At 67.2% G+C, this 23,151-nt stretch carries 25 protein-coding genes; 20 read left to right on the top strand and 5 right to left on the bottom strand.

The features are described from left to right. The first annotated feature begins 81 nt into the window (after window positions 1-81). From purM to AC3QL3_RS04760, 4 genes are read left to right on the top strand one after another with little or no spacing between them, the layout of a single operon-like run. Window positions 82-1,134 (top strand): phosphoribosylformylglycinamidine cyclo-ligase, encoded by a 1,053-nt coding sequence (gene purM, locus AC3QL3_RS04775; protein WP_492897181.1) that lies wholly within the window; start codon window positions 82-84, stop codon window positions 1,132-1,134. A gap of 1 nt (window position 1,135) precedes the next feature. Next, on the top strand, window positions 1,136-1,426 hold the full coding sequence (locus tag AC3QL3_RS04770; RefSeq protein ID WP_492897180.1) for a hypothetical protein: 291 nt from the start codon (window positions 1,136-1,138) through the stop codon (window positions 1,424-1,426). A gap of 31 nt (window positions 1,427-1,457) precedes the next feature. Further along, window positions 1,458-2,120 carry a phosphoribosylglycinamide formyltransferase gene (gene purN, locus AC3QL3_RS04765; protein ID WP_492897179.1) on the top strand — a complete coding sequence of 221 codons (663 nt, stop codon included), beginning with the start codon at window positions 1,458-1,460 and terminating at the stop codon, window positions 2,118-2,120. Between the two features lie 56 nt (window positions 2,121-2,176). Further along, the gene (locus AC3QL3_RS04760; protein WP_492897177.1) at window positions 2,177-2,995 is read left to right on the top strand and encodes a DUF3108 domain-containing protein; all 819 of its coding nucleotides are present in this window, start codon (window positions 2,177-2,179) and stop codon (window positions 2,993-2,995) included. A gap of 76 nt (window positions 2,996-3,071) precedes the next feature. Here the strand turns inward: AC3QL3_RS04760 and murA are convergent, their stop codons facing one another. Together murA and AC3QL3_RS04750 are read right to left on the bottom strand one after the other, a co-directional pair. Further along, window positions 3,072-4,331, bottom strand: coding sequence for a UDP-N-acetylglucosamine 1-carboxyvinyltransferase (gene murA, locus AC3QL3_RS04755; protein WP_492897176.1), 1,260 nt, complete (start codon window positions 4,329-4,331; stop codon window positions 3,072-3,074). A 70-nt stretch (window positions 4,332-4,401) separates the two neighbouring features. Next, complete coding sequence (locus tag AC3QL3_RS04750) at window positions 4,402-4,638, bottom strand: BolA family protein (RefSeq protein ID WP_492897175.1); 237 nt, start codon at window positions 4,636-4,638, stop codon at window positions 4,402-4,404. 386 nt (window positions 4,639-5,024) lie between these two features. Here AC3QL3_RS04750 and AC3QL3_RS04745 point away from each other — a divergent pair, with 386 nt between their 5' ends. The 14 genes from AC3QL3_RS04745 (at window position 5,025) to AC3QL3_RS04680 (ending at window position 16,930) form a co-directional block, all read left to right on the top strand. After that, the gene (locus AC3QL3_RS04745) at window positions 5,025-6,047 is read left to right on the top strand and encodes a KpsF/GutQ family sugar-phosphate isomerase (protein ID WP_492897173.1); all 1,023 of its coding nucleotides are present in this window, start codon (window positions 5,025-5,027) and stop codon (window positions 6,045-6,047) included. A gap of 105 nt (window positions 6,048-6,152) precedes the next feature. After that, on the top strand, window positions 6,153-6,695 hold the full coding sequence (locus AC3QL3_RS04740; protein WP_492897172.1) for a KdsC family phosphatase: 543 nt from the start codon (window positions 6,153-6,155) through the stop codon (window positions 6,693-6,695). Window positions 6,696-6,708: 13 nt separating this feature from the next. After that, window positions 6,709-7,284, top strand: a complete 576-nt coding sequence (gene lptC, locus AC3QL3_RS04735; protein ID WP_492897171.1) for an LPS export ABC transporter periplasmic protein LptC — start codon at window positions 6,709-6,711, stop codon at window positions 7,282-7,284. 10 nt (window positions 7,285-7,294) lie between these two features. Then, on the top strand, window positions 7,295-7,930 hold the full coding sequence (gene lptA / locus AC3QL3_RS04730; RefSeq protein ID WP_492897170.1) for a lipopolysaccharide transport periplasmic protein LptA: 636 nt from the start codon (window positions 7,295-7,297) through the stop codon (window positions 7,928-7,930). Then, window positions 7,930-8,649, top strand: a complete 720-nt coding sequence (gene lptB / locus AC3QL3_RS04725) for an LPS export ABC transporter ATP-binding protein (RefSeq protein WP_492897169.1) — start codon at window positions 7,930-7,932, stop codon at window positions 8,647-8,649. The genes lptA and lptB overlap by 1 nt, the downstream gene beginning before the upstream one ends. A gap of 172 nt (window positions 8,650-8,821) precedes the next feature. Then, window positions 8,822-10,246: an RNA polymerase factor sigma-54 gene (locus tag AC3QL3_RS04720; protein ID WP_492897168.1), complete on the top strand. Its 1,425-nt coding sequence runs from the start codon at window positions 8,822-8,824 to the stop codon at window positions 10,244-10,246. Between the two features lie 165 nt (window positions 10,247-10,411). Next, window positions 10,412-10,732: a ribosome hibernation-promoting factor, HPF/YfiA family gene (gene hpf, locus AC3QL3_RS04715; RefSeq protein ID WP_492897166.1), complete on the top strand. Its 321-nt coding sequence runs from the start codon at window positions 10,412-10,414 to the stop codon at window positions 10,730-10,732. 36 nt (window positions 10,733-10,768) lie between these two features. Further along, window positions 10,769-11,224, top strand: a complete 456-nt coding sequence (locus tag AC3QL3_RS04710) for a PTS sugar transporter subunit IIA (RefSeq protein WP_492897165.1) — start codon at window positions 10,769-10,771, stop codon at window positions 11,222-11,224. 131 nt (window positions 11,225-11,355) lie between these two features. Further along, window positions 11,356-12,306, top strand: coding sequence for an HPr(Ser) kinase/phosphatase (gene hprK, locus AC3QL3_RS04705; protein WP_492897164.1), 951 nt, complete (start codon window positions 11,356-11,358; stop codon window positions 12,304-12,306). Then, window positions 12,300-13,190 (top strand): RNase adapter RapZ, encoded by an 891-nt coding sequence (rapZ, locus tag AC3QL3_RS04700; protein WP_492897163.1) that lies wholly within the window; start codon window positions 12,300-12,302, stop codon window positions 13,188-13,190. Before hprK ends, rapZ begins: the two co-directional genes overlap by 7 nt. Before the next feature lie 139 nt (window positions 13,191-13,329). Continuing rightward, a complete protein-coding gene (locus AC3QL3_RS04695) occupies window positions 13,330-13,722 on the top strand; it encodes a PTS sugar transporter subunit IIA (protein WP_492897162.1) in 393 nt (130 codons plus the stop codon). 218 nt (window positions 13,723-13,940) lie between these two features. Continuing rightward, complete coding sequence (locus AC3QL3_RS04690; protein WP_492897161.1) at window positions 13,941-14,210, top strand: HPr family phosphocarrier protein; 270 nt, start codon at window positions 13,941-13,943, stop codon at window positions 14,208-14,210. Then, on the top strand, window positions 14,207-15,943 hold the full coding sequence (gene ptsP, locus AC3QL3_RS04685; RefSeq protein ID WP_492897160.1) for a phosphoenolpyruvate--protein phosphotransferase: 1,737 nt from the start codon (window positions 14,207-14,209) through the stop codon (window positions 15,941-15,943). Before AC3QL3_RS04690 ends, ptsP begins: the two co-directional genes overlap by 4 nt. A gap of 39 nt (window positions 15,944-15,982) precedes the next feature. Beyond that, the gene (locus tag AC3QL3_RS04680) at window positions 15,983-16,930 is read left to right on the top strand and encodes a 2OG-Fe(II) oxygenase (RefSeq protein ID WP_492897159.1); all 948 of its coding nucleotides are present in this window, start codon (window positions 15,983-15,985) and stop codon (window positions 16,928-16,930) included. Window positions 16,931-16,950: 20 nt separating this feature from the next. Here the strand turns inward: AC3QL3_RS04680 and AC3QL3_RS04675 are convergent, their stop codons facing one another. Then, window positions 16,951-18,222, bottom strand: coding sequence for a 2OG-Fe(II) oxygenase (locus AC3QL3_RS04675; RefSeq protein WP_492897158.1), 1,272 nt, complete (start codon window positions 18,220-18,222; stop codon window positions 16,951-16,953). A gap of 143 nt (window positions 18,223-18,365) precedes the next feature. Here AC3QL3_RS04675 and AC3QL3_RS04670 point away from each other — a divergent pair, with 143 nt between their 5' ends. After that, on the top strand, window positions 18,366-20,276 hold the full coding sequence (locus tag AC3QL3_RS04670; protein WP_492897157.1) for a DUF6311 domain-containing protein: 1,911 nt from the start codon (window positions 18,366-18,368) through the stop codon (window positions 20,274-20,276). A 9-nt stretch (window positions 20,277-20,285) separates the two neighbouring features. Here AC3QL3_RS04670 and tsaB read toward each other — a convergent pair whose 3' ends face one another. Then, window positions 20,286-20,978 carry a tRNA (adenosine(37)-N6)-threonylcarbamoyltransferase complex dimerization subunit type 1 TsaB gene (gene tsaB, locus AC3QL3_RS04665; protein WP_492897156.1) on the bottom strand — a complete coding sequence of 231 codons (693 nt, stop codon included), beginning with the start codon at window positions 20,976-20,978 and terminating at the stop codon, window positions 20,286-20,288. A 28-nt stretch (window positions 20,979-21,006) separates the two neighbouring features. Beyond that, window positions 21,007-22,326: a cell envelope integrity protein CreD gene (creD, locus tag AC3QL3_RS04660; protein ID WP_492897155.1), complete on the bottom strand. Its 1,320-nt coding sequence runs from the start codon at window positions 22,324-22,326 to the stop codon at window positions 21,007-21,009. A gap of 190 nt (window positions 22,327-22,516) precedes the next feature. Here creD and AC3QL3_RS04655 point away from each other — a divergent pair, with 190 nt between their 5' ends. Then, the gene (locus AC3QL3_RS04655) at window positions 22,517-23,017 is read left to right on the top strand and encodes a helix-hairpin-helix domain-containing protein (protein ID WP_492897154.1); all 501 of its coding nucleotides are present in this window, start codon (window positions 22,517-22,519) and stop codon (window positions 23,015-23,017) included. Window positions 23,018-23,151: the final 134 nt, after the last annotated feature.

The following is a 23,151-nucleotide window of genomic DNA, read 5'->3' as shown; positions in this document are numbered from 1 at the left end:
ACGTCCATGCCGCCGCCCCGGCGCGGGCTCGGCCGAGCGGTGCCGGTGTATCATCCGCGCCCCGAAAAACATTCCTTCGCCATGTCCTCCGACCAGGAAAGCTTGAGCTACCGCGCCGCCGGCGTCGACATCGACGCGGGCAACGAAGTCGTCGAGCGGATCAAGCCGCTGGTCAAGCGCACCTTCCGGCCCGAAGTGATGGCCGGGCTCGGCGGTTTCGGCGCGCTGTTCGAACTGGCCGGCCGCTACCGCGAGCCGGTCCTGGTTTCGGGCACCGACGGCGTCGGTACGAAGCTCAAGCTGGCGCAGCAACTCGGCCGCCACGACACCATCGGCATCGACCTGGTCGGCATGTGCGTCAACGACGTGCTGGTGCAGGGCGCCGAGCCGCTGTTCTTCCTCGACTATTTCGCCACCGGCAAGCTCGACGTCGACACCACCGTCAGCGTCGTCGGCGGCATCGCCAAAGGCTGCGAGCTGGCCGGTTGCGCCCTGATCGGTGGCGAAACGGCCGAGATGCCGGACATGTATCCGCCGGGTGAATACGACCTCGCCGGCTTCTGCGTCGGCGCGGTCGAAAAATCGGCCTTGATCGACGGCGCCAAGGTGCAGGCCGGCGACGTGATCGTCGGTATCCCGTCGAGCGGACCGCATTCCAACGGCTACTCGCTGATCCGCAAGATCCTCGCGCGTGCCGGCGTCGCCGCCGACAACGGCGGTTTCGACCTCGACCTCGGCGGCGTCACGCTGGCCGATGCGCTGATGGCGCCGACCACGATCTACGTCAAGCCGATCCTGGATCTGCTCAAACGCCAGCCCGTGCACGGCATGGCGCACATCACCGGCGGCGGGCTGAAGGAGAACATCATCCGCGTCGTGCCCGAGCACCTCGGCATCGCGCTCGATGCGAGCGCTTGGACATTGCCGCCGGTGTTCGACTGGCTGCAGCGCGAAGGCCGCGTCGCGCGCGAAGAAATGTGGCGCACCTTCAATTGCGGCATTGGTTATGTGCTGATCGTCGGCGCGACCGAACGCGAAACCACGATCGCCGCGCTGCGCTCGCTCGGTCTCGAGGCGATCGCGATCGGCGAAGTGGTTGCCGCGAGCGGCGACGAACGCGTGCACATCGGTTGATATGAAGCCGAGCGCGGCCGCCAATCTCGCGCTGCTCTTGGTCGTACTCGCTTGGCCGTTGGCGTACTACGGTTTCATGTCGCAGCTCGGCGATCCGGCGCCGACGGTTTCGCGTACCGAAATCGAAGCGATGCGAAACCAGTCCATGCTGGCGCTGTTCGTCGGCATCCTCTGTCTTCTCGGTTCGCTCTGGCTGTCGGGTTACGCTTTTTCGGGCGCGCGGGTGCGCGCCTCGATTGCCACCGCGCTCGGCGTGCTGCCGATGGCCGCCGTCGCTTGGAGTTTGCTCTGAACTCGTGGCGATCGATGCAGCGCCCCCTCCAGTGAGCGCGCCTCTGCGCGTGGCCGTGCTGGCCTCCGGCCGCGGCTCCAACTTGCAGGCGCTGATCGAGGCGCATCGTGCAGGCGAGCTGCCGATCGAAATCGTCGTGGTCGGCAGCGACAAGACACAGGCGTTGGCTCTGCGCCGCGCCGAAGAAGCCGGCATCGCCACGCTGGCGCTCGACCCGAAGAGCTATCCGAGCCGAGCCGCCTTCGACGCCGACCTGTTCGAGCGCATCGCCGCGTATGCGCCCGCGCTGATCGTGCTGGCCGGCTTCATGCGCATCCTCGATCCGGCCGCTTTGGCGCCGTGGATCGGCCGCATCGTCAACATCCACCCCTCGCTGCTGCCCAAATATCGCGGCCTGCATACGCACCGGCGTGCGCTCGAAGCGGGCGACGCGACGCACGGATCGAGCGTGCACTTCGTCACCGCCGAACTCGACGGCGGTCCGCTGATCGCGCAAGTGGAAATCCCGATCCACGCCGGTGACGACGCCGAGACTCTCGCGCAGCGCCTGTTGGCCGACGAGCATCGCCTGCTAGTCGCCTGCGTCAAAGAGATCGCCGCCGGGCGCATCGCGCTGGCCGGCTCGCAAGTGCTCCATCGCGGCAAACCGCTGGCGGCGCCGCTGCGTCTGAGCGCGGACGGCAGCCTCGCGTGAGCGCAGGTTCAGCCAATTCCCGCGACACTGAAACCTTCGTTCGGCGGAATCCTTCGATGAGAATCCTGCTCTCCGCGTTACTGCTGAATCTGTTCGCGCTGACTTCGACCTTCGCGGCGCCCGCTGCGACCCATCCGGCGGCGAACAAGCCCGCAGCCAAAGCGGCTGCGGCGAAAGCCGATTCGACCAAGACCGAGCCAGTCAAAACCGATTCGGCCAAGCCCGACTCGATCAAACCCTTCCGCGCCGAATACGCGACCTTGCAGAACGGCAGCGAGCTCGGCCGCACCACGCTGGAACTGTCCGACAACCGTGACGGCAGCTGGACCTTGCGCAGCGAAACGCACGGTACCGAAGGTCTGGCCAAGATCGCCGGCATCCACATCGTCGAGACTTCGCGCTTCCGCTGGGACAACGGCCGCCCGCTCGCGCTGAGCTACGACTACCAGCAGGACGGCGCGTTCAAGCAGCGCACGCGCAAGGCCGAGTTCGACTGGACCGCGCACGAGGTACGCGTGCGCGAAGGCGGCGAATTCCGCTACGCGACCGTAGCGGGCTTGATCGATCGACAGAGCGTCACGCTCGCGCTCGCCACCGATCTGCTGCACGGGGCGAAGAGCTTCGACTACAAGGTCGCGGTCAAGGATCGCGTCGAAGACATGCGCTACGTGCGCGGCAGCACGGAGACGCTGAAGGTACCGGCCGGCAGCTACTCGACCGTGGTGCTGCGCCGCGAAGGCGACGACGACGACGATCGCCGCCGCGTCGGCCGCGTCTGGTTCGCCGAATCGCTGGGCTGGTTGCCGGTGCAGATCGAACAGGCCGATCGCAAGGGCGACACGATCATGCTGCAGCTGGTGTCGATCAAGCGCTGAAGAATTCGGCCCGCCGCAAGGGCATTCGCTTTCCCGCTCGCGGGAGAGGGAAAGCGTTCGGATAGGTAACTCGTGCTTACGCCGGCAAGCGCCGAATGTGCGCACCGAGCCCGCCGAGCTTCTCCTCGATGTTCTCGTAGCCGCGATCGATGTGATAGATGCGGTCGACCACGGTATCGCCGTGCGCGACCAGGCCGGCCAGCACCAGGGAGGCGGACGCGCGCAGGTCGGTCGCCATCATCGGTGCGCCGGACATTTTCTCCACGCCTTTGATGATCGCGCTGTTGCCTTCGATCTGGATGTCGGCACCGAGGCGCTGCAGTTCGAGCGCGTGCATGAAGCGGTTCTCGAACACCGTCTCGGTGATGATGCCGACACCCTCGGCGATGCAGTTGAGCGCGGTGAACTGCGCCTGCATGTCGGTCGGGAAAGCCGGATACGGCGCGGTGGTCACGTTGACCGCCTTCGGCCGGTTTCCGCGCATGTCGAGTTCGATCCAGTCTTCGCCGGTGGAAATGTGCGCGCCGGCATCCTCGAGTTTGCTCAGTACGGCGTCGAGCGTCTTCGGCCGCGCGCGCTTGGCGGTGACCTTGCCGCCGGTGATCGCACCGGCGACCAGGAAGGTGCCGGTCTCGATGCGGTCTGGCAGCACCTCGTAGGTGGTGCCGGACAGGCGTTCGACGCCTTCGATCACCAAGGTCGCGGTGCCGGCGCCTTCGATCTTGGCGCCCATCGCGTTGAGGCAGTTGGCCAGGTCGACGACCTCGGGCTCTTGCGCCGCGTTCTCGATGATGGTCGTGCCGGAGGCGAGCGCGGCGGCCATCATCAGATTCTCGGTGCCGGTCACGGTGACCAGGTCGAGATTGATGCGTGCGCCCCTGAGGCGCTTGGCGCGCGCCTTGATGTAGCCGTTCTCGACGGTGACCTCGGCGCCCAGCGCTTGCAGGCCTTTGAGGTGCAGATCGACCGGGCGCGAACCGATCGCGCAACCGCCCGGCAGCGACACCACCGCTTCGCCGAAGCGCGCCACCAAGGGACCCAGCACGAGGATCGACGCGCGCATCGTCTTGACCAGGTCGTACGGCGCGAAATAGTGCTTGGCCGAGCGCGGATCGGCATGGATCTTCATGCGCTCGTCGATGATCAGCTCAACGCCCATCTGGCCGAGCAGCTCCATCGTCGTGGTGACGTCGTGCAGGTGCGGCACGTTGCCGATGGTGACCGGCCCGTCCGCGAGCAGGGTCGCCGCGAGAATCGGCAGCACGGCGTTCTTCGCGCCCGATACCCAGACGTCGCCGTTGAGGGGTTGGCCGCCGTTGATTACGATTTTTGCCATTTTTATGCCGGGATTCGGGATTCGGGATTGGGGATTGGGAGTGGCGCAGTGACGCCGGATCCCGAGGTTCTTACTGCTGCTGCGCTTCGTCAGGGGTCAGCGTGCGCAGCGACAGCGCGTGGATTTCGCCGCCCATCAGCTCGCCGAGGGTGGCGTAGACCATGCGGTGGCGCGCCAGCGGCAGCTTGCCGGCGAAGGCCGGGCTGACCACCAGCGCCTCGAAATGCACGCCGTCGGGGCCGTGCACCTCGACTTTCGCCTCGGGCATGCCGCGCTGGATCAGACTTTGCACGGTGGAACTGTCCATCTTGTGCTTTTCTCCGGGAAAAGGGCTGACTGGCAGGGATCGGGCATCCTGCCACGACTCGTATCCGAACATTCGCGGCGGTCCCGCCCCCACTGCCGCACCAAGCACTTAGGTGCCGGGGCGGGCCGCGCGCCGCCTCCGGAACGAATTGCTTACGAAATACACCGTAGACTCCCGCCCGGCCTGCGGGGAGGCCGGAAGCCGGTTCGGCCGCGACGCTGCGGCGGCGACGCTCGTCTGAAGTCTTGGACCGCCAGACCAACCGGCCCGGCGAAGCGGATACAATGAGGCGGCGCATGGTACTCAAAATCCTAGAGCAGCGCAGAAATTCCGATGTCTCCGACCCATCCAGGACTTTCGCCAGGACGCTGGCGCGCCTCACCACGATGAATGCCCAGATCCACGCCGCCGTGCGCCCGTTGAACAACCCTCTGCTCGATGCGACCGCGCTCGTGCGCAGCGCGCAGACCGTGATCGCGATCGAAGCGGAGGCGATCACCGCGCTGCAGGGCCGCATCGACGCGGATTTCCTGCGCGCCTGCCAGCTGATGTTCGAATGCCCCGGGCGCGTGGTCGTTTCGGGCATGGGCAAGTCCGGCCACATCGCGCGCAAGATCGCGGCGACCCTGGCCTCGACCGGCACCCCCTCGTTCTTCGTGCACCCGGCCGAAGCCAGCCACGGCGACCTCGGCATGATCACGCCCAAGGACGTGGTGCTGGCGCTGTCGAACTCCGGCGAAACCGACGAACTGCTCGCGATCCTGCCGCTGATCAAACGCCAGGGCATCCCGCTGATCGTCATGAGCGGCAATATCGGCTCCTCGCTAGCGCGCCTGGCCGACGTGCATCTCGATACCAGCGTGCCGGCCGAAGCCTGCCCGCTCGGACTGGCGCCGACCTCGAGCACCACCGCGGCCCTGGTGATGGGCGATGCGCTGGCGATCGCCCTGCTCGAAGCGCGCGGCTTCACCGACGAGGATTTCGCGCGCTCGCACCCGGCCGGCAGCCTCGGCCGCCAGCTGCTGCTGAAGATCAGCGACATCATGCACACCGGCGAACGCATCCCGACCGTTGCGCCCGACGTCAGCCTGACCGATGCGCTGGTCGAAATGACGCGCAAGGGCCTGGGCATGACCGCAATCATCGACGCCGAGCAGCACCTGCTCGGCGTCTTCACCGACGGTGACTTGCGCCGCGCGGTCGACGACGACGACATCGACCTGCGCACTACGCCGGTCACCCGTTTGATGACCGCGCATCCGAAGTCGATCGGCGCCGACAAGCTCGCGGTCGAGGCCGCACAGCTGATGGAAGCGCACAAGATTCATGCGCTGTTGGTGGTCGATGCGGACAATCGCGTGGTCGGTGCGCTCAACATTCACGATCTCTTGCGCGCCAGAGTGGTGTAGAAGCCGGGATTGGAGATTCGGGATTCGGGATACGAAGACCGCGTCGCGATCCGTTCGGTGCCGCTGCGCCTCGTTCGACCTTCTCTCTTCAAATCCCGAGTCCCTGTGCTTCCGACCGATCTTCCCGCCGATATCCGCGACCGTGCCGCCCGCATCAAGCTGGCCGTTTTCGACGTCGACGGCGTCCTCACCGACGGCAAGCTCTGGTACACCGCCGACGGGCACGAGCTGAAGGCGTTCAACGTGCACGACGGGCTCGGCTTGAAGCGCCTGCTCGCCAACGGCGTCGAGGTCGCGGTGATCACCGCGCGCCTCAGCCACGTCGTCACCGAACGCATGGCCGAGCTCGGCGTCGCGCACGTCTATCAAGATCAAAAGGACAAACGCGCCTGCCTGCAGCAGCTGCTGCACGCGCTGCGGCTGGATGGGGAGCAGACCGCTTACACCGGTGACGATCTGCCCGACCTCGCCGCGATGCAGCTGTGCGGCCTCTCGATCGCGGTGGCGAATGCGCATCCGTGGCTGCGCGAACGCACCCATTGGCGCACGCGTCTGGCCGGCGGCCAGGGGGCGGTGCGCGAAGTGTGCGACTTGATCCTCGCCGCCCAGGGCAAGGCCGAGAGCGAACTCGCGGCGTTCCTGAGCTGATCGGTAGCGCTTCGTGAGCCGCAACTACTGGCTGACCATCGCCGCGCTTCTCGCGCTCGTGCTCGGCACCGAATACCTGCTCTGGCTCAACCGCGACCGCACCAACGAGCAGACCTTCGCCGGTCCCCCGCGCTCGGACTACACGCTGAGCGACTTCACCCTGAATGCGCTCAACGCGGAAGGCCAGCGCACGTTCCAGGTCACCGGCCCCTTCCTCGCGCGGCGCGGCGACGACGGCTCGATCTTCGTCACCACGCCCGACTATGTCCTGGTCGACGGCAGCGGCAACCCCTGGCAAGGCAAGTCCGATTCGGCGTGGGTCAACAAGGACGGCACGATCATGAAGCTGCTCGGCCACGTCGAGATGCATCGCGAGGCGATCGGCAAGACCAAACCGGTCGATCTGGTCACCACCGACCTGACCACCTGGCCGAAGGACAAGAAGATGGAAACCGCGGCGCCGGCTACGATCACGCAGGCGGGTTCTATACTCCGCGGCGTCGGTATGCGCGGCGACCTCAACGACAAGACCCTGGAGCTATTGTCCGATGTGCATTCGACGATCCCACCGAAGAACCAGCGCAAGTAGCCGCGCCGGCGTGCTCGCCGCGCTGTGCGCGCTGGCGCCGCTCGCGGCGAGTGCGCTCAGCACCGACCGCCAGCAGCCGATGGACATCAAGGCCGATTACTCCAAGATCGTGCAGGGCACCGACAAGACGCCGGGCACGACCTTTCTGCGCGGCAACGTCGTCGTCGTGCAGGGCTCGATGAAATCGCACGGCGCGGAAGCGACGATCTACCAGCATCCGAGCAACGCCAAGGACGCCAAGGGCAACGACATTTCCGGCGAAGTGCAGCGCGTCGTGCTGGTCGGCAAGCAGGCGCACATCGAGCAGCAGCAAGACAACGGCACCGGTCTGATGACCGCCGACGCCGACAACATCGACTACAACAACGACACCAGCATCGCCGTGCTGACCGGCAACGTGACCGTGGTGCAGCAAGGCCGCGGCACCTTCCACGGCGAGAAGATGACCTACAACACCAATACCGGCGAAATGGAGAGCGGCGACAACACCGCCGGCAACCGCGTGCACATGGTGATCGAGCCGAAGTCCAAACCGGCTGCGAAAACCGATGCGCCAGCAAAGGACAAGCCGGCCGACAAGAAGCCGGCGCAAGACAAACCGGCTGACGCGCAGCCCAAGAAAGCCGACGCGGACGGCCAACCCTGATGTTGAGCGCGTCGGGTCTGCGCAAGAGTTTCCGCGGCCGCGCCGTCGTGCGCGATTTCGCTTTCACCCTCGAGCAGGGCGAGATCGTCGGCCTGCTCGGCCCCAACGGCGCGGGCAAGACGACCTGTTTCTACATGGTCGTCGGCCTGATCGCCGCGGACGCCGGCGCAATCCGCATCGACGACCAAGACGTCACCACGCTACCCATGCACTCGCGCGCGCGCTTGGGCGTGGGCTACCTGCCGCAGGAAGCGTCGGTGTTCCGCCGCCTCAGCGTGGCCGACAACATTCTCGCGATCCTGGAGCTGCGCGACGACCTCGATGCCGGTGCGCGCGCCAGCGAGCTGGAGAGCCTGCTCGACGACTTGCAGATCGGCCACATCGCGGGCCAGAAAGGCGTCAGCCTGTCGGGCGGCGAGCGGCGCCGCGTCGAGATCGCGCGCGCGCTGGCGGCGAAGCCGCGCTTCATGCTGCTGGACGAACCGTTCGCCGGCATCGATCCGATTTCGGTGGTCGACATCCAACGCATCGTGCGGCAGCTGCGCGCACGCGGCATCGGCATCCTGATCACCGACCACAACGTGCGCGAAACGCTCGGTATCTGCGAGCGCGCCTACATCATGAGCGAAGGCGCCGTGCTGGCGCAGGGCGCTCCCGCCGACATCCTCGCCAACGAGCAGGTGCGCGAGGTCTATCTGGGGCGCGAGTTTCGAATGTAGGAAGAGCTGGGATTGGGGATTGGAGATTCGAAGAAGCTGCTTCGACTCCCCCTTGCGCAAACGCACGCCTGGCTTGTCCCAATCCCGAATCCCCAATCCCGGCCCCGAGTCAATCTGCCCGTACCCGTCGTTTGGCGCTAGGATGGGTCAACGGGTCCAGCTTGCTCCAGGAATGAAACCAGCGCTTCAATTTCGCCTCAGCCAATCGCTGGCGCTGACGCCTCAGCTGCAACAGGCGATTCGGCTGCTGCAGCTGTCGCGGCTGGAGCTGGAGCTGGAGCTGAACACCGCGCTGGAATCCAACCCACTGCTCGAGATGGAAACGAGCGAAGCGGTCGAAGCGGAAGAAGCGGACGGCGGTCCGGCTGCGGAAACGGCGGAAGAGACGCCGAACGAAAGCCCGGCAGAATCCTCCGAAAGCGAGGAAACGCCGCTCGACATCGAAGTCGAGCGCGACGAGTACCGCAGCGCCGCGCCCGACGAGGATGGCCTCGAACCGCAGGACGCCGAAGCGCTGGACCTGCGCGATCATCTCTTGTGGCAGCTGAACCTGACGCCGATCTCGGCGCGCGATCGCGCGATCGCCGCGACCATCATCGAGGCGATCGACGACGACGGCTACCTCAGCGAAAGCGACGAATCGATCCGCGACGCCTTGGCGACGCTGCACACGGTCACCTTGGAAGAAGTCCAGGCGGTGCGCCACCGCGTGCAGCTGTTCGATCCGGTCGGCGTGGCCAGCCGTTCGCTGAAGGAATGCCTCGCCGTGCAGCTCGAAGTGCTCGAACCGGCGACGCCGGGGCTGGCGCTCGCGCGCGTCCTGATCGCCGAGCATCTGGAGGCGCTGGCACGGCAGGATCGCGCGCGCCTGTGCCAGCGCCTGCACGTCGACGAAGAGACATTCGAAACCGCGCTGGCCCTGATCCGCAGCCTGGCGCCCAAGCCCGGCAGCAGCTACGCCAGCACCAGCACCGACTACGTCGCGCCGGACGCGTACGCACGCAAGATTAGCGGCCGCTGGCAGGTCACGCTGGCGCCCGGCTGCCAGCCGCGTTTGGGTATCAACGAACACTATGCCGGCCTGATCGCGAAGGCGCGGCGCGAGGACGCGAACTACCTCAAGGGCCAGCTGCAGGAAGCGCGTTGGCTGATCAAGTCCCTGAAGACGCGCGCGGAGACCATGCTCAAGGTCGCCACCTCAATCGTGCGTGCGCAGGAAGCCTTTCTCGAATTCGGCGCCGAAGCGATGCGCCCGTTGGTGCTCAAGGACGTCGCCGAGGAAGTCGGCATGCACGAATCGACGATCAGCCGCGTGACCACGCGCAAATACCTGCACACGCCGCGCGGCACGTTCGAGTTCAAGTATTTCTTCTCCAGCGGCGTCACCACCGTCGACGGCGGCGCCGCTTCCGCCACCGCGATTCAGGCGATGATCAAGAAGCTGATCGGCGATGAACAACGCGCCAAGCCGCTGTCGGACCAGGTGCTCGCCGCCGAATTGAATCGACGCGGAATTAACGTGGCCCGGCGTACGGTGGCCAAGTACCGGGAAGCGTTGAACATTCCTTCTTCCAACGATCGCAGTCGGCTGGCTTGAAGCACGATGCGCGCATCCAATTCCATCATTCCACACACAGGAGGGAACACCGCCGGCCGCCGCAGGTCGGAGTCCATGCAGGCCGCGCTCGTACCGGAATCCCGGCTACGCCCGCGACCTTATGTCCGGGTCGGCGTGCGCCGCCCCCAACACGAGGAGTCCATCATGCAGATCAATGTCAAAGGTCATCAGGTCGAAGTCACCGCCGCACTGCGCGACTACGCCATCAGTAAGTTCGAGCGCATCACGCGCCACTTCGACCACCTGCATGATTTCACCATCGTCCTCGGCGTCGAGAAGCTTTTGCACAAGGCCGAGGCGACGATCCAGCTGTCAGGCAAGACCCTCCACGCGGACGCGACCGCGGTCGACATGTACGCCGCGATCGACACTCTGGTCGACAAGGTCGACACGCAAGTGCGCAAGCACAAGGAAAAGCTGACCGACCACCACGCCGATTCGGTGCGGTCGGCGCGTTACAGCTAAGCTATCGGCTACCGTCGCGAGACCCCGCACCCGCCCATGCCTTTTCTCGATTTGTTGTCGCCCGAGCGGGTGCGGACCGGCCTTGTCGCACGCGACAAGGCCGCCTTGATCGCCGAACTGTCGACCTTGCTCGCCGGGGGCGAAGACGAAACCGTCGTACGCGATGCGCTGCTCGCGCGCGAGCGCCTCGGCAGCACCGGCCTCGGTCACGGCGTCGCCATTCCGCACGGCCGCAGCGCAGCGCTCGCGCAGGCCCGTGCCGCGTTCGTGCGGCTCGATGCGCCGATCGATTTCGGCGCCTCCGACCAGCAGCCGGTCGACCTCGTCGCCGCGCTGATCGTGCCGGCGCATTTCACCGACCAGCACTTGAAGCTCCTGGCCGAACTCGCCGAGCTGTTCTCCAATCCGGCCGTCACCGGCGCGCTGCGTGCCGCGACCGATTCCGCCACGCTGCACGACGCCCTGCGCAAGGGACTTCGCAGCGAGACCTGAGCACGACGGCCCCTCGTTGTGACGATCGGCGCCAGTCCCCGTACACTGCGAGTCTGGACTCCGGTGCGACCTGCCGCTCTCGTGCTTCTGCCCAATCAGCAATCCTCAATTCTCCATCCCGGCCCCAGCGCATGGACCGTTTGAGCGCTCGCCAGTTGTTCGATTCGGTCGGCGAGCGCCTGGCGCTGCGCTGGATCGCCGGCATGCGCGGCGAGAACCGTGCGATCGAAACCGGCGGCACCCAGGCGCGGCGGCCGTCCCTGGTCGGCTACCTCAACATCATCTATCCCAACAAAGTGCAGATCATCGGCACCGAGGAGCTGAACTACCTCGACAGCCTCGATTCGCGCCAGCGCTGGGAAACGGTCGAGAAAATCGTCGCCTATCAGCCGACCGCGCTCCTGGTGACCAAGGACCAGCCGGTGCCGGCCGACCTGCGCAAGGCGGCCGAGGAAACCAATACGCCGCTGTGGCACAGCCCCAAGCGCGGACATGAGCTGCTCACCTATCTGCAGTACCAGCTCGCGCGCACGCTGGCGCGCCAGATCACCCTGCACGGCGTGCTGATGGAGGTGTACTCGATCGGTGTTCTGATCACCGGCGAGAGCGGCACCGGCAAGAGCGAGCTCGCGCTGGAACTGATCACGCGCGGCCATCGCCTGGTCGCCGACGACGCGCCCGAATTCACCTTGATCGCGCCGGACGTGATCGACGGCAACTGCCCCGACATGCTGCGCGACCTGCTCGAAGTGCGCGGCCTGGGCGTGCTGAACGTGCGCGAGATGTTCGGTCAGACCGCGGTCAAACCCTCGAAATACTTGCGCCTGATCGTGCACCTCAAACCGCAGAAACTCGACGCACCGGGCGACGCGATGACGCGCCTGACCGGCGACGTCGGCTATCGCGAGATCCTCGACGTGCAGGTGCCGCAGATCGTCATCCCGGTCGCGCCGGGCCGCAACATCGCCGTGCTGGCGGAGGCGGCGGTGCGCAGCCACATGCTCAAGACCAAGGGCTTCGACCCCGCACAGACTTTCATCGACCGCCAGGCGCACCAGATGCGCCGCTTGCCGCCATGGTAGAAACGCCCGCCAGCCCCGACAACGGTTCCGACCAACTGATCGTGGTCAGCGGCTTGTCCGGTTCGGGCAAGACCGTCGCACTGCGCACGCTCGAGGATCTCGGCTACTACTGCGTCGACAACCTGCCGGCCGCACTGATGCCGGCGTTCGTGCAGGCGCTGTCGCAGAACGCGGTCGGCCTGCGCCACCGGCTCGCGGTCGGCGTCGACGTGCGCAATCGCGCCGAGAACCTCAACCGCCTGCCGCAGATCCTGGCCGAACTGGCGCAAGCGAACATCGGCTACCGGCTGGTCTTCCTCGACACGCGCGACGAAGTGCTGATCAAGCGCTATTCGGAAACGCGCCGCCGCCATCCGCTGTCGGGCGACGGCCTCGCGCTGGCCGAGGCGATCGCCGAAGAACGCCGCTTGCTGCGCCCGATGCTGGCGATCGCCGACCGCACGATCGACACCAGCGATCTCAACGTGCACCAGCTGCGTCGCCTGATCATCACCGAGATGGGGCTGACCGCCGGCGCGATGACCTTGCTGTTCGAATCGTTCGCCTATCGCCGCGGCGTGCCGACCGACGCCGACTTCGTCTTCGACGCGCGCTGCCTGCCCAACCCGCACTGGGAAGCGAAGCTGCGCCCGCTGTCGGGCAAAGACGCACCGGTGCGCGAATGGCTGGAGGAGCGCGCCGAAGTCGGCGAATTCCGCGGCGACCTCGCGCACCTGCTCGACCGCTGGCTGCCGCGTTTCGAGCACGACGGCCGCAGTTACGTGACCATCTGCATCGGCTGCACCGGCGGCCGCCACCGTTCGGTGTATCTGTCCGAGCGCCTTGCCGAGCACTTCCGCCAGCGCTATGCGCAGGTGCTCACTTATCATCGGGAGTTGGAGTGATGAGAGCCGGGATTCGAGATTCGGGATTGGGGATTGGTTTGGAGCAGGCGGCATTGGCTCGAATGCCGCCATCGAGCCGCGGCGTGCTTTTCCGAATCCCCAATCCCCAATCCCCAATCCCGGCTTGCGGAGCATGTCCATGACCGTCGGTGTCCTCCTGATGACCCACGAATCGATGGGTGCGGCTTTGATCGGCGCGGCGCGACACGTGCTCGGCCGCTTGCCGCTGTCGGTCGAAGTGCAGGAAGTCGCGCCCAGCGACGATCCGGACACGATGCTGCGCACCGCCGTCGCCAGCGCGCGCGAGCTCGATCACGGCGATGGCGTGCTGGTGCTGTCGGATCTGTACGGCGCCACGCCGTGCAACATCGCGCGGCGCCTGCCCGACCTCGGCGTGCGCATGCACTGCGTGTCCGGACTGAATTTGCCGATGCTGCTGCGGGTGCTCAACTATCCGGAGCAGTCGCTCGACGAACTCGCGCAGACGGCGGCGAGCGGCGGGCGCGGCGGCATCGTCGTCGACAACCCATAGGAGGTTGAGAAACCGGCCGGCCCGCCCATTTCTCGACACGCGGCCTCGCCGTACGCGGCGCGCAGGAGTGCGCGCGAACGGCGAAGCAAGTCCGAAAGAGCGAGCGGCACGTACGGCAGCGGGCGACGATTCGCGCCGTAAAACCCTCGCGACGGTGCGCTGACCACCCGGCACGCGACCTCGCCAGCCAACCCCTCAACAGCCACGACAGGAACGCCATGCTCGAAAGGGAAATCACAATCAGCAACAAACTCGGCCTGCACGCGCGCGCGTCGGCGAAGCTGGTGCAGCTGCTGCACGGCTTCCAGGCCGGCGCGTTCATCGCCTGCCGCGGCAAGGAAGTCAACGCGAAGAGCATCATGGGCGTGATGATGCTGGCGGCCGGTCTCGGCACGCCGATCACGCTGCGCACCGACGGTGCCGACGAAGAAGCCGCAATGGCGGCGATGCTCGATCTGTTCGAGCGCAAGTTCGACGAGGGTCAATGAGGCTCGTCCTAGCCGGCAGCGGTGCATCGCGCGGCATGGCGCTCGGACGAGCGCGCCTGGAACACCCGAGCCGCTACCTGGTCGACGAACGCCCGCTGGAAGAATCGGAAGTCGAAGCCGAGCTCGAACGCCTGTATCGCGCGATCGCGATCGCGCGCGAGGAATTGCAGGCGCTGCGCGAAAAACTGCACGGCGCCTTGGCGCGCGAGGTGGCCGAGTTCATCGACGCGCACAGTCTGATGCTGGCCGATCGCGAACTGACCAGCGGCCTGTTCGAGCTGATTCGCGTCGGCCGCTACCGCGCCAGCGCCGCGCTGAAGATGCAGCGCGACCGCCTGGTCGCGGTATTCGAGGCGATGGACGATCCCTACCTGCGCAGCCGCAAGGAAGACATCGATCACGTGATCGGCCGCGTGCAGGCCGGACTCGCGCGCGAATCGAGCGCGGAGGAGCGCCGCCTCGCCGCGCGCGTCGGCGAGATCCTGGTCAGCGACACGGTGGCACCGTCGGAGCTGGTGCCGCTGGCCGAGCACGGCGTGCTCGGCGTCGTGCTTTCTTCCGGCAGCCAGGTTTCGCACAGCGCGATCCTGGCACGCTCGCTGCACCTGCCGATGATCGTCGCGGCGCACCAGGCGCTGTCGCACATCCAAGACGACGATCTGGTGCTGATCGACGGCGAGCACGGCGAGATCGTCGTGCATCCGGCCGCGCAAGATCTGGCGCGCTTCCGCGCTTGGCAGCGCGAGGTCGCGCAGCGCGGCAAGCGCCTCGCCCTCTTGCGCGACGCCGACACGCGCACGCGCGACGGCGTCGCGATCGCGCTGTACGCGAATGCGGAATCGCCGGCCGACGTGGCGCAAGCGCGTGCGCTCGGCGCCGCCGGCGTCGGCCTCTACCGCACCGAATTCCTGTTCCTGCAGCGGCGCGAGATTCCGAGCGAAGACGAGCAATTCCTCGCCTATCGCGACCTCGTGCTCGGCATGGGCGGACTGCCGGTCACGGTGCGCACGCTCGACCTCGGCGCGGACAAGGCCGATGCCAGCGGGCTCGCGCTCGACGACGAGGAGAATCCGGCGCTCGGTGTGCGCGGCGTGCGCCTGTCCTTGCGCCATCCGCAGATTCTCGCGACCCAGCTGCGCGCGATCCTGCGCGCCTCCGGCTATGGACCCTTGCGCATTCTGGTGCCGATGGTCTCGACCGCCGAAGAGATGCACAGCGTGCGGCGCCTGCTCAAGGAATGCGCGCGCGACCTGCGCTCCTCCGGTCACGAGATCGCCGAGCACATCGAGCTTGGCGCGATGATCGAAGTGCCGGCCGCCGCGATCGCGCTGCCGGCGATGATCAAATCGCTCGACTTCATCGCGATCGGCACCAACGACCTGATCCAGTACACACTCGCGGTCGACCGCAACAACGATCATCTGGCCAACCTGTACGACCCGCTGCATCCGGCCGTGCTGAAGCTGATCGCGCAAACCATCGCGACCGCGCAGCGCGCGCAGCGGCGCGTGAGCTTGTGCGGCGAGATGGCCGGCGACCGCCGCTACACCGCGCTCCTGCTCGCGCTCGGCCTGACCGACTTCAGCATGCATCCGGGCCTGCTGTTGGAAGTGCGCGAGCTGGTCAATGCGCTCGACCGCGCGCAGCTGCGCACGCAAGCCGCCGCGCTCCTGCGCGCACCGACGCGCGCGCGCATCGAGCGCATCGTCGAGGCGCTGAAGACGCCGGCCTGAGACGCCGCGACGCGGACGCGCATGGCATCATGCGCGCCCATGACCGTCGCCGACCTCGACCGCTTCGTCGACCCGCGCGTGCTGCTCGAAACCGAGCGCCACGCCGCCGCATTCGCCCGCCGCGAGCCGTTTCGTCATCTCGTCATCGACGACTTCCTCGCCGCCGGCTACGCCGCGCAGCTGCTGGCGGATTTCCCGCCGTTCGAGCGCGGCAACGCGCGCAACGAGGCCGGCGAACTCGGCGGCAAGTCGACCGTCGAACGCATCCGCGAGCTCGGCGCCTCGTACGCGGCGCTCGACGAGTTGATCCAGTCGCGTGCCTTCCTCGATTTCGTCGGCCGCCTCACCGGCGTTCCGGACCTGCTCTACGACCCGTTCTACTTCGGCGGTGGCACGCACGAGAACCGCGAAGGACAAGATCTCGATCCGCACGTCGACTTCAACCGCCACCCGATCGAGCACTGGCATCGCCGGCTCAACCTGATCGTCTACCTCAACTGCGAGTGGCAGGACACCTGGGGCGGTTCGCTGGAGCTGCATTCCGACCCGCGCTCACCGGACGACCGCGTCCGTCTGGTCACGCCGCTGTACAACCGCTGCGTGATATTCGAAACCACCGAATGGAGCTGGCACGGTTTCGGCCGCATCTGCTTGCCTCAATCGCGCCAGGAGCTGACGCGCAAGTCGATCGCGCTGTACTTCTACACGCACGAGCGACCGGCAGAGGAACTCGCGGGCACGCATTCGACCATCTACGTGGACCGCCCGTTGCCGGCGCATCTGCAGGCCGGTGCGACGCTGACCGCAGCCGACGTGGAAGCCTTGCGCGTGTTGCTCGCGCGCCGCGACCAGCACAACCAGCGCCTGTATCGCGATCTCAGTGAACTCACGCGCCAGCTCGAGCAGTCGACGGCGGCGCTGGATGCGATGCGTCGCCGCAGCCTGCGCCATCTGGCCGCGCGAGCACTGGCGCGACTGCGCCGCTGAGGAGCAGCGCCGTCGCGGCGCTAGTGCTCCAGCTCCGCGCTGACGACCTTGTAGGACAGCGCGCGCCGATCGCCACTCTCGCCTTCGGCGGCCGGCGTCCAGCTGCGCGAGGCGCGCAGCGTCAGCGCGATCTCTTCGCCGGCGCGAGCCTGCAATCGCAGTTGCACCGGCGTGGTCATGCCCGGGCGCAAGGCTTGCGTGTAGCCGTCCTTGCCGAGCGTGATGCGCAGCTCTTGGCCGTTGCCGAGCTGCGGCGGCGACCACAGTTCCAGCCGCAGCGATTTGGTCGCTCGCGTCGGTACGAAACGCAGCGAGAATTCCTCACCGACCCAACCGTCCGGCCACAACCCTTCCGGTGCGGCAGGCTGGGTGGCGTAGCCCTGCAACGGCAAGCGCTGCGCGTTGCGTGCCTGCTGCAGCGCGCGTTCGAGCGTCGCCGTCTGCGCACCGTGCTGCTTCTCGCGCTCGTAGAGATAGCGAAGCTGCGAGCGCAGCCGGCTGAAGCGCTGATTCAAATCACGCAGATCCGCAGCGACCAGCGTGCGCCCCTCCTGCCAGCCACGCGGCATCGCCGGCGGCACATAGACGGTCGCGTGCGGCGGCGCGGTCTGCTCGGGCGGGCGGTCGCGCGTGTACAGATAGATCGCGAACGACTTGCGCGACAGCGACCTCGCCTCCTTCGGCAAGGCGATCGCCGAAAAGCCGTGCCAGGACGTCTCGGTCGTTTCGAAGATCGCGCACTGGTTGAACAGCGGCGCGATGCGCACGGCCGCGTCGGCCGCCTCGCGCCACGGATCGGCGTGCAGCTCCAGTGCGCCGCCCCAACCCTCGTCCCAGCGCGGGTTCAAGTAAACGATCAAGTTGAGCCGGCGATGCCAGCGCGTGCGCGGGTGATAGTTGAAGTCGACGTGCGCATCGAGATTCTGGCCGTGGCGATTCTCGTGCGTGCCGCCGCCGACGTAGTCGGGGTCGTAGAGCAGATCGGGAATGCCCGTCACTTCGGAGACGTAGCCGAGAAATTCGGGACTCTGCAGCTGGCGGTCGAGTTCGCGGTAGGTGTCGGAAATGTCGCGCACGTCCATGCGCACGGCCTTGCCGCCGACTTGGCCCATTTCGTTCAAGGCATGCCGTTCCTCGAAGCTCGGAAAATCGGCGAGCAGGCGCCCGCACGCGGCCGGATCGAGAAAATCGGAAATGACGACGTGACGGAACGGTACCGCCGTGCGAAAGCGCTCGGCATGGAACTTCGCTTGCTTCCTTGCGTCCAGACTGATCACCGCTGCACCTTCCATGCTGGTTCGTTCTACGATTGTAGGATTGCCGTATGCGACGACGGCGTACTGATCCACGTCGTCGCAATAAGTTCCTTTCATGCGCTTATGCACGGCGCTGCCGATGCACCAAGCCCCCTTGCCGCAATGGACGCGATCACTGCATGCGCAACGCACCTTCGATGAGCCTCGACGCACCCGCCGCGACGACGCGGCCGGGCAACTGGCGGCTCGAAGCGGCGCTGTATGCGCTGATCTGCGGCGTGCTCGCGTTCGACGCGCTGCATCTGCTCGACCAGCTCGCCGCCACGCAAGCGGCGGTGCCGGGCTTGCAGCTCGATCGCGCGTTGATCCTGATCTCGGCCTTGGCCCTGCTCGGCTTCGGCACCGCATCGGCGCGGCGGCGCGAGGTCGGCCGCGGACTCGCGGTCGCGATCGGCGCCGCCTGCGGTCTGCTGTTCTTCGCGCGCACGCTCGGCAGCGCGCTGGCCGATCCGGGCGCGATCGGCTGGCTGCTCAACAACGACCTCGCCCAGCACTACAGCGGCTGGGCGATGTTCCGCAGCGCGCCTTGGCATTGGCCGCCGGGGCTGCTGCCGGAGCTGTGGTATCCGGTCGGCACGTCGATCGCCTACACCGACTCGCTGCCCTTGCTCGCGTTGCTGTTCAAGCCGATCTCGCCGTGGCTGCCCGAACCATTTCAGTACATCGGCCTGTGGCTGCTGACCAACTACGTGCTGCAAGGCGCCTTCGCCGCGCTGCTGCTGACGCGCGCGACACGACATCCGGCGACGATCCTCGCCGGTACCGCGCTGTTCGTATTCGCGCCGCTCCTGCTGAGCCGCCTCGGTCACGACACCTTGACCACCCAATGGCTGTTGCTGGCCGGGCTGTGGCTGTACTTCCGTAAGGAGCCGCCTAAAAGTCTGATCGCGGAAGCATGGCCGTGGTGGCTGCTCGGCGCGGTGGCGGTTCTGGTGCATCCGTATCTGACCGCGATGACCTTGGCGATCCAGGCCGCCTACTGGCTCAAGCGCATCCGCCTCGACCGCGCGCGTTCGCTGCGCGAGGCGGCGATCGGTTTCGGCGTCGCGCTGGCGATCCTGCTGCCGCTGTTCTGGCTCAGCGGCGCGATGGTCATTCACACGTCCGACAGCTCCGGCGGCGTCCCTTACGGTCGCTACTCGTTCAACCTGCTCGGCTTCTTCAACCCGATGGGGTATTCGCGCGTACTGCCGACCCTGCCCTATCTGCCGGATCAGTATGAAGGCTTCGCCTTCGCCGGCATCGGCGTACTCGGGCTAGGCGCGTGGCTGCTGTTGGATGGCTTGGTGCGCTACCGCCGGTTACCAATGCCCGAGCCGGCCTGGCGGCCGCTCGCGCTGGTCGCACTTCTGCTGTGCCTGTTCGCTGCCAGCAGCGTGCTCGCCGTCGGTTCCTGGGTGCTGATCGACTGGCCGATCAAGAATCGCCTGTTCGGCGCGTTCCGTTCCTCCGGCCGCTTCGTCTGGGTCGCCTACTACGCGCTGATCCTGTTGGTGATCTGGACCGTGCTCAAGCGCTATCGCCCGTTGCTTGCGGCGGGATTGCTCGGCCTCGCGCTGATCGTGCAGATGGCCGATCTGTCGACGATGCATCAGTACTACGCGAAGTCGCGCTTGAAGGCGAACCTCGAAGTTCCCGGCACGCAGCTGCTCGATCCGCGCTGGGCGCAACTGGCGCAGGGGCGGCGCCACCTGACCTTGCTGCCGCCGCCGTCCTGCGGCGAGGCGGTCGGTTCGTACCTGCCGTTCCAGCTGCTCGCCGCACGCCATCACCTGACCTTCAACAGCGGCTACCTCGCGCGCTGGAACGCAAAGGCGACCCAGCAATATTGCGGAGAACTGACCGCGCAAGCCGATGCCGGCGCCTGGAGCAAGGACGAAATCTACGTGCTCGGCAAGGACGCCCGCTGGCGCAGCCGCTTCGAGCACAAGCCGCCGCCGTTCGCGTGCGAGACGTTGGACGGCTACGAGGCCTGTGTCCTCGCCGACGGTATCGACTCGATCGCGCCGTCGCGCGCGGCGGCCGACTGAGACGGCGCGTCAGCGCGCGGCGCGCTGCTCGGCCAAGGTCAGCGCGACCTTGTCGCGCAGATACACCGGCAACGCCTGTTCCGCCGTGACACCGCGCCCGGCGCGCGCCAGCGGCTCGGCCAGACGCGCCACATCAGCGGCCTGCGGATAGCGCGCGCCATCGGCCCACGACGGCGCCGCCGGCAGGCGCGCGGCCAGTGCCTCGGCATAGCTGGCCCAACCGCTGCCGACGACGTTCCAAGCCGGCGCCGGCGGCAGCGACAGCGCTTCTGCCTTGCCGACCGATTCGCCGTCGAGCGCGACCAGCAAACCGTCCGCGCCGAAACGAAACGCTCCGGCATAAATCTCGCCCATGCGCGCATCGATCACCGCGAGCACGCCGGCGCCGTTGCGCGGCGCCTGCATGGCGAGCGCGGCCAGCGACGACACCGGCACCACCGGCAGATCGAGCGCGAGCGCGATGCCCTGCGCGGCCGAGATCGCCAAGCGCACGCCGGTGAAGGCGCCCGGGCCGCAGCCGACCGCGAGCGCGTCGAGATCGCTGCGCGCGAGCCCCGCTTCGGCCAGCAAGGCCTCGCACATCGGCAGCAGCAGTTCGGCGTGCCGGCGCGGCGCCAGCTCGCTGCGCTCGAGCAGGCGCCCCTCCACCAGCAAGGCGGCGGAACAGGATTCGGTGGCGGTTTCGAAGGCGAGTAGGTTCATATCGACGCCAGTTTAGCGAGAGGCGCGCCTACGCGCCGCGCGCGGTCGGCCCCATCGCGTACCAGTCGACACGGCGGGTCAGGTACATCAGCGCGGAGACCGTGGTGAGCAAGGCCAATGCGCCCATCAGCAAAGCGTAGTCTTCGCTCGCGACCAGGCCGTACAACAGCGCGTAGATCAGGGCCAACAGCGCACCCAGCACCCAACCCGCGCGCTTCTGCGCCAGCACCGCCGCGGCGTAGCCGCCGACCAGAACCACCGTCGTCGCGGCCGCGGCGAAATAGGCCAGTCCGAAGCCGAACTGTTCCGACAAGGCCAGCAGCACGACATAGAACGTGCACAGCGCGACGCCGACCAAGAGGTATTGCACCGCATGCACGCGCAGGCCGCGCAGCACCTCGAACAGGAAGAATGCGACGAAGGTCAGCGCGATGAACAGCACGCCGTATTTGCCGGCGCGCACGTTCTGTTGATACGGCCCGGCCGGCCGCACCAGGCTGACGCCGAACGCGTTGTCGGCCAACGCAATGCCGGCCGCTTCGCTCTCGCTCCAGCGCTGCGCGATGCGACGGTTCAGATCGAGCACCTGCCAGCTCGCTTCGAAACCGCGCTCGTCGACGCGGCGTTCGGCCGGCAGGAAGGCGCCGTCGAAGCCCGGATCGGGCCAGGCGCCGCTCGCCTGCAGATTGGTCTGCCGCGCCAGCGGCAAGGCGGCGAGCCGCTCGCTGCCGGCCAAGGTCAACTCGAACGCGAACGCGAGCTGCGGCGGCAGCGTGGCCGGATCGAGCGCGAACGGCGCGGCGATCGCAGCGACACCGGCGACGCCGCCGCCGTCCGGACCGAAATCGAGTTCGCGCTGGCCCAGCCGTAACGGCGAGACGTGGCGAATGCCGCGCACATCGGCCACCGGCACGCGCAGCTCCGCGCGCTGCCACTGCACCTCGCGGCCGGCGCCGGCGAGCGCGGTGATGTCGGCCGCGTTGAAGCGTCCTTCGATCTTCAGCTCGGCCAGATAGACCGCGGTTTCGTACAAGCCGTAACGGCGCATTTCCGGCGCCAGCTGTGCGCGCAAGCCGAGGCGATCGGGCAGCAGGTATTCGCGCGTCTCCACCGTCACCGTGGTATCGCCCTGCCGCTGCCGCGTCTGCACCGGCACCACCAACACCGGCCCGCCGACCAGTTGCTGACCGCCCCAGCGCGAGGCGATCTGCGCGGTCGCTTCGCGCGCGCGGCCCTCGCGTTCACCGATCAGGTCGTTGACCTGGCCGAGAGGAATCAGCATCAGCAAGGCCAGAAGGCCGATGCCGAGCACTTTGAAGGTCACGCTGTGAATCAGTCGCGTCGTCATGCATCCGCTCCATCGTCGGGGACAGCGGAATTGCAGCGCGCCGCTACGACCGGCCGCAGACGAAATCGGGCTCAGCGCGGGCGGCCCGGCGGCGCAGCGCGGGCGCGGCGCTCTACTTGCGAAATCTTGACCATTGCGCCGTAGCGCCGGTGGTAGGCTTTCCGCGGGGGGCGAAAACTGAGGAGTGGCGATGGATCCTACCGGCGAGCGCGCGCTGTGGTTCCTCCTGGGTGTACTGGCCGGCTGGCTGTCGGCCTGGCTGATCGTAAGGCTACGACGCAACCGAACGGCGCCGACGCCGCGGCCCGAACTGCACGCGCCTCCGCCCGCCACCGCTGCCGTGCCGGCGGCGGAACCGCCGCCGGACTATCCGCACGTCCCCGGCGTGGCGCGCCTGATCGACGTCGCCGGCGCGCGCGCCGCCGGCTTCAACATGAAGCACGCCGAAGACCTGACCATCATCGAAGGCATCGGCCCGAAGATCGAAGACCTGCTGCGCGCGCACGGCGTCTCCGGCTTCGCGCAACTGGCGCGGCTGAACGAGCACGAATTGCTCGACCTGCTCGAAAGCGGCGGCCCGAACTTCCGCTACGCCAATCCGTCCGCCTGGGCGCAGCAGGCCGCGCTGGTGGTCGACAACCGCTGGCCGGAGTTGAAGCGCTTGCAGCATGAATTGAACGGGCTGCCCTAGCCCGGGGAACGTTGCGCCCGCGGCGCATTTGATCCGTTCTGCATCGCTTTCGAGTCGGCTATTGACGACTCTGGAATGCCGCGGCGCACGCGCCGCCGCAGTCTCTCGCCCTCGCACCGTCCGCTTCATCCCTG

The sequence above is a fragment of the Dokdonella sp. GW821-FHT11D02 genome, from assembly GCF_058808595.1.
Note: the sequence above shows the minus strand (reverse complement) of the source record. Positions and strands in the feature narration are given on the sequence as shown.